Raw genomic sequence first — 16,163 nt, forward strand, 5'->3', positions numbered from 1 at the left:
TTTTATTTTTTACTGTCATTCTTGCTCTCAATATTGCTCTCAATATTGCTCTCAATATTACTAAGAGTAACAAAGTCTTTCACACTCAGGCTTTCTGCCCTTAAAGAAGGGTCTATCCCAGCAGCTTCAATTTGCTCGGCAGTCAGCATTTTCTTCAAATTATTGCGCAGTGTTTTGCGTCTCATTGAAAAGGCTTGTGCTACTAATCGAGACAGATGTTCCTCGTCATTCGCTTGATGAGGAGGCTTGTCCCACGGTGTTAACTTTAAAATAGCAGAGTCAACTTTAGGCGGCGGTGAAAATGATTCTGGCCCGACAAAAAACAAGTATTCACAATTGCAAAAATATTGGACCATTACAGAAAGTCGACCAAAGGTTTTTGAGCCAGGATCCGCTGTTATCCTATTAACCACTTCATTTTGTAACATAAAGTGCATATCAGATATTTGATGTCTGTATTCAAGCAAATGAAAGATGAGTGGCGTGGAAATATTGTAAGGGAGATTACCTACTACTCTTAACTTCGTGTCACTGCTTTCATCTTGAAGTAAGGTTCTAAAATCGAACTTCAAAGCATCGACGCCATGAATATTGAGTTTAGGATTATTCTTTTGCTGGAGTCGGGCAATCACATCTCTGTCTATTTCCACAACGTTAAGCGAATCTATTTTATCTAGAAGTGGAAATGTTAATGCGCCAAGACCTGGGCCGATTTCAACAATTTTTTCATTGGGTTTAGGGTTAATTTCATAGATCAACTTTTCAATCACAGAGTGATCGTTCAGAAAATGTTGTCCGAAGCGTTTTTTTGTTTTGTAGTCCTGCATGTATTTACTCCGGAAAAAATTAAGCCCCCAAAAAGGGGGCTAATTATAACCTGTTCTATCGCTTTGTTACTGTTTCTTTGAAAGAGATTAGTTAATGATTTTTAATTCAACGCGACGATTATTTGCACGTCCACTTTCAGTTTTATTGTCAGCAACAGGCTCTTTTTCACCATAGCCGCTTGCGGTTAGTTTGTTTGCATTAACGCCTTGTTTGATTAATTCAATCATCACTGAATTTGCTCTGCGTTTTGATAAGCGTTTGTTCACTAAAGCAAGTCCTTGATTGTCAGTGTAGCCAGCAACCTCAATATTTAAATTAGGGTTTTGTTTAATCGTAGCAGCTGCAGCTTTGATTATTGGGAGCGAGCTTGGTGTTAAATTTGCCGAACCAGTGGCAAAGTTAACACCTTTTAGTGTGATATTTTCGGTCGGAGTACAGCCAAATCCATTAACTTCTGAGCCAGCTTCTGATGTTGGGCAAAGGTCATTTGCATCGGCTATACCATCTTTGTCAGTGTCGACAATATTTGGACAGCCCTCTATATTTACTTCCTGTCCCGAAGGTGTTGCTGGGCACTTATCTTTGCTATCAATGACACTATCATTGTCAGAATCAGCCGTTGCAGCTTTTAGCTTTGCACTTAAATCGTCCTCTTTAGAGCTTAAGTCTTTATACGCACTTTTCAGTGCATCTAATTCGCTGGTGGTTGCCATTAAAGTGGCTATTTTTTGGCTTTGCTCAGATGAGTTATTTTCCAAAGTCGAGATTTTTTCTAATAAAGACGTTTTTGCGTCTTCAGATTCTTTTAGTTTAGCTTGTAACTTATCTATTTCGAGTTTACGAGAATTCGCCGTTTGTTGAGCTGCAGAGAGTTCATCAAGTTTTTGCTTGAGTGCGGTATTTTCATCGTTCTTGGTTTTATAAGCACTTTTTAGCGCGTCAAGTTCAACTGCTGATTTTCCAAAAGCGGTTAGTTTTCTGGTTTGAGAGCTAATGCTAGCAGTCGCTGTTGAGAGTTGAGATTTCAGTGTCTTATGGGAATTATCAAGCTCTGATAAGCGTTTTTTAAGTAATGCATTTTCTTCGTTGAGTTTTGAGTAGGTGCTTTTTAGTGCTTCTAGTTCTGCCGTAGATTTTCCTAAAGCAGTTAATTTAGTCGTTTGTGTGCTGATATTAGCTGTGGCTGTTTCTAGCTTTGCTTGTAGTGATTTATATGAGTTATCAAGCTCGGATAATTGTTTCTTAAGCGCAACGTTTTCGTCATTACGTTCTTTGTATGCGCTTTGTAATGCGGTCAGCTCATTGGATGCTTGAGTCAGCGCTGTAATTTTCCTTGTTTGCTCGCTTGCGTTTTTGTTGGCTAAATCAAGCTGGCTTTTAAAGCTAATACTGGCATCTTTTGCTGCACTCAGCTCTTTTTGTAACTTATCAATTGTTTCTTTGGCCTGAGTTGATTTTAATGTGATGGCTGTTTTTTCAGTATCGAAAAGTGTTTGAATGTTGGATTTTTCTTTATCAAGTTCGGCTAACTGTTGCTTAAGTAGCGTGTTTTCGTCGTTTCGCTCTTTGAATGTGTTTTTTAAAGCAGTTAGCTCGGCTGCTGATTGACTTAAAATATTGAGTTTCTGTAAGGTGCTAGCAGCTTCACTTTGTGTTTGCATTAACTGAGAACTCAATGACTTGTTAAAGCCATCAAGTTTCGAAAGACTATCTTTGAGCTGCATGTTTTCTTCATTGCGTTCTTTAAAAGTGCTTTTTAATGCTGTGAGTTCGACATCTGTTTGAGCTAATGCGGTTAATTTTCTCGCCTGATTACTTGCCTCACTTTCTAATGACGCAAACTTAGACTGTAATGTTTTATATTCATCGTCTAGTTTTGCCAGTTTCTCTTTTAGTGTGGCTACCTCTTCACTTCTATCTTTGTAAGCACTTTTAAGAGCCGTTAATTCCACATCGGATTGTCCAAGTGCGGTTAATTTTCTTGCTTGGTTACTAGCTTCGGTTTCTAAAGAGGCAAACTGCGACTGTAGAGATTTGTAATCATTATCTAGTTTTTCTAACTCAGTTTTTAACGTGGTTGTTTCATCATCCTTTGCTATGAAATCACTTTTTAAAGTATTCAGTTCTGCATCACTTTGTTTTAAAGAAGTAATCATGAGAGCTTGAGACCCTGCCTGTTCTTCAGCAGTTGATAAGCGAGCTTGTAAATCTTTATTAGCAACTTCAAGGTTGCTTATTGTCTTGTTTAACTCTTCTAGTACTTGTTTTTCTTTGTTTGCTTCAGTATCTGATTTGGCTTGTGTGGCCTTGAAATCAGATATCTGTTTTTCTAGCTCGTTTACCTTTTCTTTTAGTGCGATGTTTTCATTACTACCGGCACTAATTATTTTTTGACTATCGGAGAATTGGTTTTGTGTATCTGCAATAACTTGATTCAATTCTGCAATTTTCTGTTTCGATGCCGATGATGCTGCATCATATTTTTGTTGTAAGTTTTGGAGTTTTTCGTCACTTGCGCATTTGTGCTGCAACTCTGGGGCTGATGTTTGAGTTTTGGCTTGAATAGGCGGAGCAGTATTGAAAAAAGGGCTTGGAGGTGGCAGTAAGCCAAGGGGTTCATTCTGAGTAGGGTATGGTATTACTTCTGGTATCGGCACAGGTTGTGGAAAACCGATATTGCTTCCTAAGTTTTCCATTGGGTAGATTGCATGAGGCATGTTTATTGGTGCAACAGGAACTGGTACGCAGTCTCCCCAGGCTATAAGGCCATGATTGTTTCCCCAGATGGGAGAGGGCATTTCAAAATTTTGTGGATAACCTTCTGCGTTACTTTGTTGAATTGTTAAGCCTAAAAAGCTGCTTATTAACAATGTTTTGATAGTTACGTGCATTAAATGCCTCCAAAATTATATAAATTATTCTCTGCCGCCTAGAGCAAAATCGCGACGTGCCGCGGCTATTGTGATTGTGAAACCAGCTATAACATCTATAAATGACATTATGGTTAAAAATAGAAATGTAGAGTCCCCTTTGTCGCCAATAGACCAGGGAAATACCATCCAGGATACAAGAAATCCTACAAATACAATGGTAGATAAAGTGTGATCTACGATTGAGATACTTGATGTCCGAGTTGATTTAAATATCTCAATATACAGTGTGATAAGACCAGTCAACGTTACTACATCACTCCAGGTAGGCTTCCAAACTGACCCTGATGGCAAACCAACATGGAATAACACATGATTTAATCTTTCAGGGAAGTAGCCTATTTGATGTAGCCCCCAGAATGCTATTAGTAAAAAAGCAAAAAGTGGAAAAATTTTAAAAATAAACATGCTAGTACCCTTCCTATAAAGGATTGTAATTTCAAGCGTGAAATTGTTCACAATCAAATATATACGAGAACTAAAATTGATTCTCTTATTTCTCAAAAACTAGTCTACATTCAAGCCATATAACTACGTGTCATCAGTATACCTAAAGTTCAGATTGCATTCTCAAATTGGATTAATAAATAAGCTTGTTTGATCTTGCTTGTAAAAATACTGGCATCAATTCACTGATGAAAGGTACTAATCGCCTATTTGCTCTGACAGGTGGAATTCTTTCACATTACAACTCATTAGATAATTCTCACATGCTAAATGCGTATTGGACGTAAGCGGTAGATAGCCATCGACCCAATGTATGAAGCGATGATTATTTACACCTATTAACTTTGTATAGAGAGAAAAGTAATGAGAAATAAAACTACAACATACAAATGGGCATATTTACCGTTTGTTTTTAGTTCAGCAGCTATATTAGCAACTCAAGCTACAGCAGGACCTGTAGCAGGAAGTCAGCAATATCAAGATGCTAAACAAGTAAATAGAGCCAACCACGAATATGTTGGTGGTAACACACAGATTGGATTTGGTATTACAGATGAAGGTGATACTGACGTTGAATTCAATCAAGTACTTTCTGAAAGCGATAATCACAGCACAAGTGCTGGTTTATGGGCTGGATATGACTTGCAAGGCGACGAAAAAGGCCTGCTAGGTCGTGGTGCACAAATTAATCACAACTGGGTATCACGTGATGCATCAGGTCGTGCTACACGAGTTAATAAAGTATTCGCTGCTTATGATCGTAATGAAGATGATCATGAAAAAGCAACAGTTGGTTACGGCCAGGAAAATGAGCATTTATTCTGGGAAGGTCACGTAAGTAAAGGGCTTTCAGGCAGACAAAATACTCGAAGCAATGGCGTTTCTGATCGTGCATACGCATGGGGCGCTGGTGGTAGTGTTGGTAAATTCATTCCAGAAGCTAACTTGCGTGTTCGTGCGGGTTTAGACCATGAGTGGAGTGATAAAGTTGGTGTTGGTGAGAAAGATGCTAGAAATACAACGCTTTCTGCTGGTATAGAAAAATTCTTCCAGGGAACAGGACATAGCGTATCTTTAGATGTAGCTGGTTCTAAGCAATCTGGTGGTTACCTAGATGGTGGAACAGATGATACTGATGTAACGGGTAGACTTGGTTATAAGTATGACTTCGGTGGTGCAAGTATTTATCAGCCTGATAGACGTTACCGTCGTGTTCGTGTAGAAGTTCCTGGAAAAGCGACTCCTCCACGTTATGTACAGAAGCAACAATTTAAGCGTGTTCCTACGTATAAGACTGTTCCTGTATATGGTAAGAAAACAGTTAAGAAGCCTTACAAGCAATTAGTGAAGAGCACTATGGAGCTCGAAGGTCAGACTTTCTTTAAATTGAATAGCTCTAAGCTTATTCCTTCTGCTCAAACTCGTTTGAAGCAAATTGCAGCTCAAATTCGTAAGTCAGGATATAAAGGTTCTATCAGAATTACAGGTAATACATGTGGTCTAGGTGATCCAGTATATGACCAAATCCTATCTGAGAAGCGTGCGAAAGCGGTTAAAAACTTCTTAATCAAGAACGGATTTAACCCTGATCATTTAGTTGCACGTGGTTTAGGTAAAGGACATCCAAAGTACCCACGTACTCCTGATCAAGACTTCAAAAACCGTCGTGTTGATATCGAGTATGTTTCTGAGAAGCAAATTTACAAAACAGGTTACAGAACAGAGACACAAAATGTTCAAACAGGTACACGTCAAGTAGCTACAGGCTTTAAGAATGTTCCTGCTGGTTCTAAGAATGTAATGATTGATAATGGTAAAGCGGGAAGTCCTCGTGTAGTTTGGAGAACAGAAGCAATACCTACATCTCCTGCATGGATCAAGCGTGCACTGCATAACAACATTAAGCATGATAGAAATATCAATACTTATGAGACAACTGAAGGCAGCACGCTAGGTAATAGTAACAATGGTCCAGTAGCTGTAGATGACTCAACTAAAGTATCTTGTAATGGCGGTCCGGTAACTATTAATGCACTAGGTAATGACAGTGATGCTGATAATGATGCATTGTCTGTAATTGGATTTACCCAGCCTGCAAATGGTACAGTTACTCAAGTGTCTAATGGTGTATTTGAATACACACCAAATGCTGGCACATGTGGAATAGATGATGAGTTTACTTACACGATTTCTGATGGAAATGGTGGTACGGATACTGCAACTGTAACGGTTTCTGTAGATGCAGAAGTAGATGACACAGTTAAAGCAGCAAATGATTCGGCTACCACAGACCAAGGTCAAGCGGTAACAATTGATGTGCTTGATAATGATGATGCGGATGCTTCAATTACACGTATCGTTACTGGTCCTTCTAACGGAACTGCAATTATCGTTAATGACCAAATCGTTTACACGCCTAATGCAGACTTCACAGGAACTGATACATTAACGTATGAAGTTGAAGATCCAAGCGGCAACGTAGCGACGGCAACAGTAACTATCACTGTTAATGGTCCAGTTGACGATTCTGTTAATGCTGCAAATGACACCAAAAATACGGGTAAAGATGTACCTGTTACGATTGATGTGTTGTCGAACGATGATGCAGATGCAACTATCGTACCCGGCTCATTAAGCACACCTACAAATGGCGGCACAGTAAGTATTGTTGATGGTAAAGTTTTATATACACCAGCAGCGGGATATGTCGGTACAGATACCTTTACTTACCAGGTGACAGATGCAGCCGGAAATGTTGATACTGCAACAGTAACGGTAACAATCACTGAAACGGATACTTCTGTTAATGCTGTAAACGATACAAGAACAACTGATAAAGATTCACCTATCACGATTAATGTTCTAGCTAATGACGACTCAGATGCAACGATTGTTCCTGGTTCTTTAAGCACCCCAGAAAACGGCGGTACAGTTACTATCGTTGGTGGACAAGTTCTATACACTCCAGCAGCAGGTTACGTTGGTACAGATACATTTACTTATCAGGTAACAGATGCAGCAGGAAATGTAGATACTGCAACAGTTACAGTGACGATTACCGAAACTGATACTTCTGTAAATGCAGAGAATGATTCTGAAACGACTGATAAAGATGAGTCTATCAAAATTAATGTTCTAGCTAATGATGACTCAGATGCAACTATCGTAGCGGGCTCTTTAAGCACTCCAGCAAATGGTGGTACGGTTAGTATCGTTGGTGGTCAGGTTCTATACACACCAGCACCAGGTTACGTTGGTACAGATACCTTTACTTACCAAGTAACGGATGCAGCAGGAAATGTTGATACTGCAACTGTGACAGTAACGATCGAAGAGACAGATACATCTGTAAATGCAGAGAATGATTCTGAAACGACTAATAAAGATGAGTCTATCAAAATTAATGTTCTAGCTAATGATGATTCAGATGCAACTATCGTTGCAGGCTCTTTAAGTACTCCAGCAAATGGTGGTACTGTTAGTATCGTTGGTGGTCAGGTTATGTACACGCCAGCACCAGGTTATGTTGGTACAGATACATTTACTTATCAGATCACGGATGCAGCAGGAAATGTAGATACTGCAACGGTAACAGTAACCATTTTAGAGACTGACAAATCAGTTGATGCTAAGAATGATGTTAGAACAACTGACTTAAATACTCCTCTGACTATTGATGTTCTAAGTAACGATGATGATGATGCTGAATTAGTTCCTGGGTCGCTTAGTACACCAACTAAAGGTGGAACCGTTAGTATCGTAGGTGATGAAATTAAGTACACCCCGGCAACAGGATTCATTGGTGTTGAGACGTTTACTTACCAAGTGACAGATGCTGCTGGAAATACAGATACTGCGACTGTAACAGTCACAGTAGAGGGACCAGCTAATACGGCTCCGATTGCGAAAGATGATTCAGCTACAGCAGCTTGTAGTGCCATTAATATAGATGTGCTAAATAATGACACAGACGCTGACGCAGATGATGTTTTGAGTATTATTGGAGTAGATGGTGTAAGTATTGGAGCTATGGCTTCAATCGTAGGTGGAATGATCGTTTATACGCCTAACCCAGATACTTGTGGCAAAGGTGGTTCAGATAGCTTTACTTACACAATTTCTGATGGTGCAGGCCACACTGCTTCTGCCACGGTTGACATAAGTCTTAAAGGTGTATCAGGTGGAACTATTAATGCTGAGCCTGATGATGTTATGACGAATCAAGACACCTCTGTAGATATACACCCTCTACGTAATGATACTGGTTCGGGTATTAAAATCATCGCAGTTGATGCTCCTAAGAACGGAACAGTTACTTTTACTGGTAGTAAGGTAACTTACACTCCAAACCCAGGATACACAGGTTCGGATAGCTTCTGGTACGACATCGTGAATACGACAGGTCCTAATAAAGGTGAAGGCACTGCTGCATTGATCTATGTAGATGTTGTCGAAGGATGTGCTACTGGTTACAAGTGTAATTAAACCGAGTTAGTAGGATGTAAATTGATCAAGGATGATCGGAAAAGCCACAGTTTATACTGTGGCTTTTTTTTGTTTATAGACTTCATAAAAAACTTAGTTTGAAATCTTCAAGGATATTAACGTTGGAATTCTTAGCTATGTTAAGCTTCTTAAAATTTATAAATCCCCTTTAATCATGTCCAAGAATAAAACGAGTAATACGCCAGTAAAAGCATCCAGAAAACGACGATGGTTTCGTTTTCTAATTGAAATACTTTTAATCGTAGGTATAGTTGTCGGAATTCGAGCCTGGCAACAAAAAGACTTGGTGAGCGGAGTTGCCCCAAGCTTTCAAAGTGTCATGATTGATGGCAAAACAGTGAATCTTGAAGACTATACGGGAAAGCCTTTATTGCTTCATTTCTGGGCGAGCTGGTGCCCTTTTTGTGAGTTTGAAGAAAGCAGTATTACCGATATTCAACAAGATTGGTCGGTATTGAGTGTTGCTTACCAATCCGGTGATAAAGACGAAGTCGTTAAGCATATGCAAGAAAAAGGCATAGAAAGCTGGCCAACAATCATCGATGCTGACAGTAGGTTGGCAGATCTATTTGGCGTTAAAGGTGTACCAACAAGTTACATTATCGATGGAAATGGAAACATACGATTTACAGAAGTTGGTTTAACGAGTGGATGGGGTTTAAGAGCAAGAATGTGGTGGGCTGATAAATTTAAAATTAAGAACGCTGATTAATAAAAAATGTGCCCGTAAGTAGGGGGGTGTATAAACCCTTAATCCGCGTCTAATTTGCTAGAGATTTTCTTACTTCTTAGCTGGTTGTGGCCTTGAAAACACCCAGTTGTTATCTGTTGATTCTTTAGCATCAAATTTATAGCCATCCGAACCAAAGTCCTTGATATCTTCAGGATGCTCAATGCGATTTCTTAAAATGAAATCTGCCATCATTCCACGAGCCTTTTTAGCAAAAATAGCGATTACTCGCGTTTTTCCATCTTTAGTTTCTTTAAAATTAACAGATAGAATTTTGCCATCTAAAATCTTAGGCTTTACTGATTTAAAGTATTCGTTAGAAGCCAGGTTGATAAGGACTTTTTCGGTTTGTCCTTCCAGGCTTTCATTTAACTGCTGAGTTATTTTATCGCCCCAGAATTGGTACAGATTATCACCACGTGGGTTTTTTAGTCTGGTCTTCATTTCTAGGCGGTAGGGTTGAATAAGGTCCATAGGACGAAGTGCGCCATATAGGCCGGATAAAATTCTAAGATGGTTTTGTGCGTAGGCTAAATCATCGTCGTTATAGCTCTCTTTTTGAATACCCGAATACACGTCACCTTTGAAAGCAAACAGAGCTGCTTTGGCATTTTGTGTATTAAAGTCACGATTCCAGTCTTGAAATCGTTGAACATTCAAATTTGATATATTCTCGCTCACATCCATAAGCTCACTGACATCTTCCGAACTGAGCTTTTTAGCTTCATTGATCAGAAGTTGTGAATCAGCGAGTTGATCAGGAAGAGTGTGAATATCCGAGGGTGTCGGGGTTTCAAAATCTTGTCCTTTGGATGGAGAGAGAGTAATTATCATAAAATTTATTCAGCCATTAATCTCTCATACTTGAGCATTAACTGGTCTTCGGTTTCTTCGTTGTTTGGATCTTTTGGAATACAATCAACTGGACAAACTTCAACACATTGTGGTTCATCGTAATGTCCCACGCACTCTGTACATTTGTCCTTATCTATTTCGTATATTTCTTCACCCATGTAAATCGCTTCATTAGGGCATTCTGGTTCGCATACATCGCAGTTGATGCATTCATCAGTAATTAATAATGACATCTGAAATCCTTATTTCTTAGCTAGTCGTATATTTGGTGTGATTTTAACAGTACACCATTAAAAAAACAGTAACCTTTATCAATATATGCTTATATAAGGATGATAATGGGAAAAGCAAATAGAGAGTCTACACTATTTGTTTTTTAAGGCTTCATTCACTAGCGGGTGAACAAAGTTAGAAACATCACCACCAAGTGACGCAACCTCTTTTACAAGAGAAGAAGAGATAAATGAATATTCATCTGCGGGCATCATAAATATTGATTCAATATCAGGTGCCAGATTTCTATTCATGCTGGCAAGCTGGAACTCGTATTCGAAATCTGAGATCGCGCGTAAGCCCCGTATTAATACCATGGCATTTTCTTTTTTTGCAAAATCAACGAGTAACTCTTTGAATCCTTTTACTCTGACATTAGGGCAATCTGCTAATGCTTTCTCTGCCATATCTATGCGTTCCTCTAGAGAGAACTTAGGATTCTTTTTGGAGTTGGTTGCTATCGCCACAATAACATCGTCAAACATTTTTCCAGCACGTTGAACGAGATCAATATGACCATTAGTAATAGGGTCAAAAGTCCCAGGATAAATTGCTGTTTTATTGTCTCTATTGGTCATATCAATCTCTAACTTCAAATGTTTGTTTAACTCTATCTATTAGAGCGCCATTACTGCATCAGCTTCAATTTCAACACCTTTAGGCAGTGCTGATATTTGTAAAGCGGCACGCGCAGGATAAGGTTGTGACATAAACTCAGCCATGACTTCATTTACGGTTGCAAAGTTACTCAGGTCCGTTAAGAAAATATTGATTTTTACTATATCGTTAATTGTTCCGCCTGCAGCTTCTGTTATAGCAGCCAGGTTTCTGAAGACTTGGCGTGCGTTTTCAGCGAAATCGCCTTCAACAACTTCCATTGTTTCAGGTACTAAAGGAATCTGCCCTGAAATATAAACCGTATTGTCAACTTTAACAGCTTGAGAATAAGTGCCTATAGCTTGTGGTGCATTTGTCGTTGAAATTATTTCCTTGCTCATTTTAAATCCTAATAATGTATTAACTGGTTTTTTCGAAAACTCTGGCAACATCAAGTACATGATGTAGGTTATTTATAGCTTCTGCAATTTTTCTAAGGTGATTTGCGTCGCTAACTTGTATTAAAAAATACATGTCTTTTATATCACGATCACCGCTGATATTTATATCTTCTATATTAACCTGCATTTTCTCTAACAGGTCAGTAATGTGTGAAAGTACGCCAACCCGATTTCTTACCTGCACATTTAATGCAGCAAGAAAATGACTTTCCTGGCTAGTATCATCAACCCAGGCGATACTGAAAATATCTTTTTGATTGAGGCGTGAGTTACGTGATAAAGCGGGACAATTTGCACGGTGTACTTCTAAACCACTTTGCTCATCAAGCCTTGCGACGATCATATCATTGGGAATAGGGTAGCAGCAGGGCTGTAGGTGTACAGCAAGCCCTTCGGTTCCTTTGATGAGTAATAGCTGATCTTTATTTTCTTCTTCGCTGAGCGGAATCAATCGATCATCATTAAGTAAACGCCTAGCCACTAACTTTGCCGATTGGCTGCCTTTTGCTACGCTGATATATAAGGCGTCAGTGTTTTTAAGGTCGAGGGCCTTGAGTGTTAAATCAAAGTTTTCTTTAGGTATGGACTTTAATGTGTGGTTATAAGGTTGTAATGCTTTATCAAGGATCTGTTTGCCTAAAGATAAGAACTCATGTGTTTTACGTTTATTTATCCAGCCGCGAATAGACGAGCGGGCTTTTGCCGTAATCACATAATTTAACCAGGACGAATGAGGCGTAGCTTCTTCATCGGTAAGAATTAAAACTGTAGCGCCATTGGGTAAAGCCGTATTGAGTCTTGCAGGTTCACCATCGATAACTGCAGAAACACATTTGTCACCAACTTCAGTATGAATTGAGTAAGCAAAATCAATGGGGGTTGCACCTTTGGGTAAAACTTTTACCTCCCCTCGGGGAGTTGATACATATATTTCGCTTAAGAATAAATCAGCTTTCATGTCCTCCAGAAATTCTGCGGCATTCCCAGTAACTTTCTGTATTTCTTCGACTTGCTGTAACCATCGATTGAGATACATTTGTGACTTATCGGAAGACTTTAGTAATTCTGGATAGCGTTTAGGTGCCACGATACCGTATTGAGCAATCTGGTACATTTCATGGCTTTGTATTTGTACAAAAATCAGCTGTCTTTGAGGTGTTAACAGAGCAGTTTGCAACGCTTGGAAACCATAGCCTTTAGGGGTTGCAATGAAATCTTTAAAAGAGCCCAGTTTAGGGTGAAATAGCTGATGTAGAATGCCTAATGTCAGATAGCATTCGTTGGTTGTATCAACTAAAACTCTAACTTCAAGCGCTTCTTTGCTATTGATGATGCGCTTTCTACCATTGCTTCTTTCTATGCGTTTGTAGACTTTGTAGATGTTTTTATTCCAGCGGAATACTTGAGCTTTAAGGTTGTTTTCAGATAAGGCTTGGGAAATATTAGAAACAATTTCCTGATGTTTTTCTTCGTTATCCGCATTAAATTTCTCTAATGCTTGTGCCAGTAGTTTGGCGCGCCAGGGGTGTAAGTGTTTGAAGGCATTGATTTGTAGATCTTTGCGCATGGTGTTCATTCCCATGCGTCGGGCTAGTGGTACATGAATGTCTAAGGTTTCTTTGGCGATTCGTCGGCGCGATGCGGGGCTTCTTACGCCCAGTGTTTTTACATTGTGTAGCCGGTCGGCAAGTTTAATCAAAACGACTCGATAATCTTGAGTCATAGCTGCCATCATTTTCTGAAAGCTAGCAGCTGCGGCTTCTTGTTTGGTGTTAAATTCACCACCTGCAAGTTTTGTAACGCCGTCAACCAGGTCGGCAACTACTTTGCCAAATTGCTTCGTTATATCTTCTTTGGAAAAATCGGTGTCTTCAATAACATCATGTAGCAACGCGGCACAGACAGTGTCGGCGTCCATGTGAAATTCTGCCAGTGTGTGGGCAACTTCGAGGGGGTGAAAAATATAAAATTCGCCGGACTTTCTAACAACGCCTTCATGCGCTTCTGCGGCTAAGAGAAAAGCGCTGTAGACTCTACTGATGTCTTCAGCGCTCATGTAGCGCGAAACTACCTCCGTAAGATCGGATGCCTTAATTAGAGGTGGTTTGGCTTCCTCGGACATAATCTGGTGCTCTTTACTCAGCTTTTAAAAACTAAGGTGCAAGGAAGCTGAATAAAAAACTTATTAACCAATACTAATTTCAACAGGTTCTTGAGACTGGTCTTGATCTAATGTCATTTCATGAGGAGCTTCTAATTCAGCAGCGCTTTCTACGCTCACGTTTTCTGCGATCTCACGTAATGCAATAACTACAGGCTTGTCGTTATCTTCTTCAACAAGTGGTTGAGCGCCATCGGCAATATCTCTTGCGCGCTTAGAGGCTTTTAATACTAATTCGTAGTTTGTGTCTACAAACTCTAAACAATCTTCTACTGTTACACGGGCCATGATTACACCTTTAAAAAATTCATTAAAATATAACCTCCAGTATAAACGCCAAACTATAAAAAGATAAGAGTTAGTTAGCGATTATCCGACTAATAGAGCGCTAATAATGGATTAATTTTATGTTATTCTGCTTTTTTTCTATCCTGAGACCTAAAAGTGGCAAAAGTGAAGAGTGACAAGACTTTTTTTCATGGGAAATCTGAGAGTACAGGTGTCCTTTTAATTAATCTTGGGACACCGCAAGAACCGACAAAATCCTCCGTCAGAAGTTTTTTGAAACAGTTTTTGTCAGATGGTCGTGTGATCGAAATACCAAAGTTAGTGTGGCTTCCTATTCTGTACGGATTTATTTTGCCGCGACGCCCAGAAGCCAGCGCAAGAAATTATAAAAAAGTCTGGATGGATGAAGGTTCTCCTCTGATGCATTACAGCTTACGTCAGCAAAAGCTATTGCAAAAAGAAATGGAATCCCGATTTAGTGGTCCGGTGCATATCGAATTAGCCATGCGCTATGGCGATCCAGATATACAGGCAGGCATTGATAAACTACAGGAAAAAGGCGTAAGACGAGTACTTATTTTGCCTTTGTATCCGCAGTATTCAGCCACCACAACCGCCACCAGTTTTGATGAGATTTTCAAAGTCTTCAGTGCTAGACGATGGATACCAGAACTACGTTTCGTTGCGCAATATCATGATCATCCCTCGTATATCAACGCTTTGGCAGAAAGCGTGAAGGATTTTTGGAAAACGAATAAGCGAAGCGAAGTATTGCTCATGTCTTTCCATGGTTTACCGAAGAGAAATTTAGAATTGGGAGACCCTTACTTTTGCCATTGTCACAAGACGGGGCGGTTACTGGCAGAAAAACTGGACTTGAAAGAAAGTGAGTGGAAACTTACCTTTCAGTCACGATTTGGCAAGGCAGAGTGGCTAAAACCTTATACTGATAAAACCCTTAGTGAAATGCCTGCCGAAGGGATTAAATCAGTTGATGTCGTTTGCCCGGGTTTTCCTTCTGATTGTATTGAAACACTGGAAGAAATTAACATGGAAAACCGCGGCTATTTCATGGAGGCCGGAGGTCAGGATTATCAATATATTCCTGCATTAAATGATAACCCGGAGCATGTAAAAGCGTTGGCAGACATTGTTCAACAGCATACCCAAGGCTGGCCTGAAACAGAAAGTGACTGGCAGGCTTCAAACGCGGAAAAACAAAGTGAAATTTCCAAGAAGCAGGCGCAAAAACATGGGGCGAAACTATGAGTAACGCGGTCTCCACAGATCAAAAAATCGGTTTGATTTTGATTGGGGATGAGCTGCTTAACGGTTCTCGTCAAGACAAGCACATGGCCCGTGTAATAGAGATATTAAAAGCCAGAGGGATGTCTTTAAGTTGGGTCAGAATGATTGTGGATACTCGCGAAGAAATCGTGGCTAATTTGAAACAGACCAAAGCCCTCAATGATGTGGTTTTCAGTTTTGGCGGCATTGGTGCCACACCAGATGACCAAACCCGAGCGGCAGCCTCTGAAGCGTTTAATCAAAAGTTTATTCGTCACCCTGAGGCAAAAGCACTTATTGAAGATAAATTCGGTGAAAGTGCGTATCCGAGTCGGATATTAATGGCAGATTTGCCCGAACACGCCACAATGATTCCTAATCCGGTTAATCAAGTGCCAGGTTTTAAAATTGAGCATCACCATTTTGTGCCCGGTTTTCCTGATATGGCTTGGCCAATGGTTGAATGGGTGCTTGATACTTATTACACCCACTTAAAAAATGATACGCCTAATGTCGAATGGCGCTGGGATATTCTGGGTACGCCAGAGAGTGTTTTGTTGCCGATGATGAATGAATTATTAAAGAAGTTCGAAGCGGTTAATTTATCAAGCTTGCCGAGCACGGTGAGAAGAGGTGATTTAATTGATTTTGGATTGAAAGGCCCAGAAGAAGATGTCACCAAAGCGGCCAAATGGCTGGAAGAAAAATTACAAGCAATGGATGTTGCGTACAAATTTAGAGAGGCCAAGTAGTTTGTTTTTTGTTGTAATGATTAGTGTTGAATGTCGAATAAATCCATT

The 16,163-nt window shown here is 39.7% G+C and carries 13 protein-coding genes; 4 read left to right on the plus strand and 9 right to left on the minus strand.

Annotated elements, in window-relative coordinates; genetic code table 11:
* Window positions 1–2 precede the first annotated feature (2 nt).
* The 3 genes from rsmA to EV695_RS05760 all read right to left on the minus strand — a co-directional run bounded on the left by rsmA (window position 3) and on the right by EV695_RS05760 (window position 4,166).
* Window positions 3–827 (minus strand): 16S rRNA (adenine(1518)-N(6)/adenine(1519)-N(6))-dimethyltransferase RsmA, encoded by an 825-nt coding sequence (gene rsmA / locus EV695_RS05750; protein WP_131904933.1) that lies wholly within the window; start codon window positions 825–827, stop codon window positions 3–5.
* 87 nt (window positions 828–914) lie between these two features.
* Window positions 915–3,719: an OmpA family protein gene (locus tag EV695_RS05755; protein WP_131904934.1), complete on the minus strand. Its 2,805-nt coding sequence runs from the start codon at window positions 3,717–3,719 to the stop codon at window positions 915–917.
* A 24-nt stretch (window positions 3,720–3,743) separates the two neighbouring features.
* Complete coding sequence (locus tag EV695_RS05760) at window positions 3,744–4,166, minus strand: hypothetical protein (RefSeq protein WP_131904935.1); 423 nt, start codon at window positions 4,164–4,166, stop codon at window positions 3,744–3,746.
* A 402-nt stretch (window positions 4,167–4,568) separates the two neighbouring features.
* Between EV695_RS05760 and EV695_RS05765 the strand changes: the two genes are divergently transcribed.
* Window positions 4,569–8,690, plus strand: coding sequence for an Ig-like domain-containing protein (locus tag EV695_RS05765; protein ID WP_131904936.1), 4,122 nt, complete (start codon window positions 4,569–4,571; stop codon window positions 8,688–8,690).
* Between the two features lie 175 nt (window positions 8,691–8,865).
* Complete coding sequence (locus tag EV695_RS05770; RefSeq protein ID WP_131904937.1) at window positions 8,866–9,423, plus strand: protein disulfide oxidoreductase; 558 nt, start codon at window positions 8,866–8,868, stop codon at window positions 9,421–9,423.
* 69 nt (window positions 9,424–9,492) lie between these two features.
* On the opposite strand, the gene yaaA is transcribed toward EV695_RS05770, so the two are convergent.
* The 6 genes from yaaA to rpoZ form a co-directional block, all read right to left on the minus strand.
* Window positions 9,493–10,275 (minus strand): peroxide stress protein YaaA, encoded by a 783-nt coding sequence (gene yaaA / locus EV695_RS05775; RefSeq protein WP_131904938.1) that lies wholly within the window; start codon window positions 10,273–10,275, stop codon window positions 9,493–9,495.
* Window positions 10,276–10,280: 5 nt separating this feature from the next.
* Entirely contained in the window at window positions 10,281–10,529 is a 249-nt protein-coding gene (locus tag EV695_RS05780; RefSeq protein ID WP_131904939.1) for a YfhL family 4Fe-4S dicluster ferredoxin, read from the minus strand.
* 132 nt (window positions 10,530–10,661) lie between these two features.
* A complete protein-coding gene (gene coaD, locus EV695_RS05785) occupies window positions 10,662–11,147 on the minus strand; it encodes a pantetheine-phosphate adenylyltransferase (protein ID WP_131904940.1) in 486 nt (161 codons plus the stop codon).
* 39 nt (window positions 11,148–11,186) lie between these two features.
* The gene (locus EV695_RS05790) at window positions 11,187–11,567 is read right to left on the minus strand and encodes a RidA family protein (RefSeq protein ID WP_131904941.1); all 381 of its coding nucleotides are present in this window, start codon (window positions 11,565–11,567) and stop codon (window positions 11,187–11,189) included.
* 19 nt (window positions 11,568–11,586) lie between these two features.
* Window positions 11,587–13,749, minus strand: a complete 2,163-nt coding sequence (locus EV695_RS05795; RefSeq protein WP_131904942.1) for a RelA/SpoT family protein — start codon at window positions 13,747–13,749, stop codon at window positions 11,587–11,589.
* Between the two features lie 63 nt (window positions 13,750–13,812).
* Entirely contained in the window at window positions 13,813–14,076 is a 264-nt protein-coding gene (gene rpoZ, locus EV695_RS05800) for a DNA-directed RNA polymerase subunit omega (protein ID WP_131904943.1), read from the minus strand.
* Window positions 14,077–14,241: 165 nt separating this feature from the next.
* Here rpoZ and hemH point away from each other — a divergent pair, with 165 nt between their 5' ends.
* Together hemH and EV695_RS05810 are read left to right on the plus strand one after the other, a co-directional pair.
* Window positions 14,242–15,345 (plus strand): ferrochelatase, encoded by a 1,104-nt coding sequence (gene hemH / locus EV695_RS05805; RefSeq protein WP_243651484.1) that lies wholly within the window; start codon window positions 14,242–14,244, stop codon window positions 15,343–15,345.
* Window positions 15,342–16,115, plus strand: a complete 774-nt coding sequence (locus EV695_RS05810) for a competence/damage-inducible protein A (RefSeq protein ID WP_131904945.1) — start codon at window positions 15,342–15,344, stop codon at window positions 16,113–16,115. The genes hemH and EV695_RS05810 overlap by 4 nt, the downstream gene beginning before the upstream one ends.
* Window positions 16,116–16,163: the final 48 nt, after the last annotated feature.

It is taken from the genome of Cocleimonas flava, from assembly GCF_004339015.1.
Taxonomy (GTDB): Bacteria; Pseudomonadota; Gammaproteobacteria; order Thiotrichales; family Thiotrichaceae; genus Cocleimonas; species Cocleimonas flava.

What these genes read in the sequence shown, in the direction of transcription:
- rsmA (WP_131904933.1), bottom strand. Translation starts at nt 827, where the DNA reads ATGCAGGACTACAAAACAAAAAAACGCTTCGGACAACATTTTCTGAAC.
- EV695_RS05755 (WP_131904934.1), bottom strand. Translation starts at nt 3,719, where the DNA reads ATGCACGTAACTATCAAAACATTGTTAATAAGCAGCTTTTTAGGCTTA.
- EV695_RS05760 (WP_131904935.1), bottom strand. Translation starts at nt 4,166, where the DNA reads ATGTTTATTTTTAAAATTTTTCCACTTTTTGCTTTTTTACTAATAGCA.
- EV695_RS05765 (WP_131904936.1), top strand. Translation starts at nt 4,569, where the DNA reads ATGAGAAATAAAACTACAACATACAAATGGGCATATTTACCGTTTGTT.
- EV695_RS05770 (WP_131904937.1), top strand. Translation starts at nt 8,866, where the DNA reads ATGTCCAAGAATAAAACGAGTAATACGCCAGTAAAAGCATCCAGAAAA.
- yaaA (WP_131904938.1), bottom strand. Translation starts at nt 10,275, where the DNA reads ATGATAATTACTCTCTCTCCATCCAAAGGACAAGATTTTGAAACCCCG.
- EV695_RS05780 (WP_131904939.1), bottom strand. Translation starts at nt 10,529, where the DNA reads ATGTCATTATTAATTACTGATGAATGCATCAACTGCGATGTATGCGAA.
- coaD (WP_131904940.1), bottom strand. Translation starts at nt 11,147, where the DNA reads ATGACCAATAGAGACAATAAAACAGCAATTTATCCTGGGACTTTTGAC.
- EV695_RS05790 (WP_131904941.1), bottom strand. Translation starts at nt 11,567, where the DNA reads ATGAGCAAGGAAATAATTTCAACGACAAATGCACCACAAGCTATAGGC.
- EV695_RS05795 (WP_131904942.1), bottom strand. Translation starts at nt 13,749, where the DNA reads ATGTCCGAGGAAGCCAAACCACCTCTAATTAAGGCATCCGATCTTACG.
- rpoZ (WP_131904943.1), bottom strand. Translation starts at nt 14,076, where the DNA reads ATGGCCCGTGTAACAGTAGAAGATTGTTTAGAGTTTGTAGACACAAAC.
- EV695_RS05810 (WP_131904945.1), top strand. Translation starts at nt 15,342, where the DNA reads ATGAGTAACGCGGTCTCCACAGATCAAAAAATCGGTTTGATTTTGATT.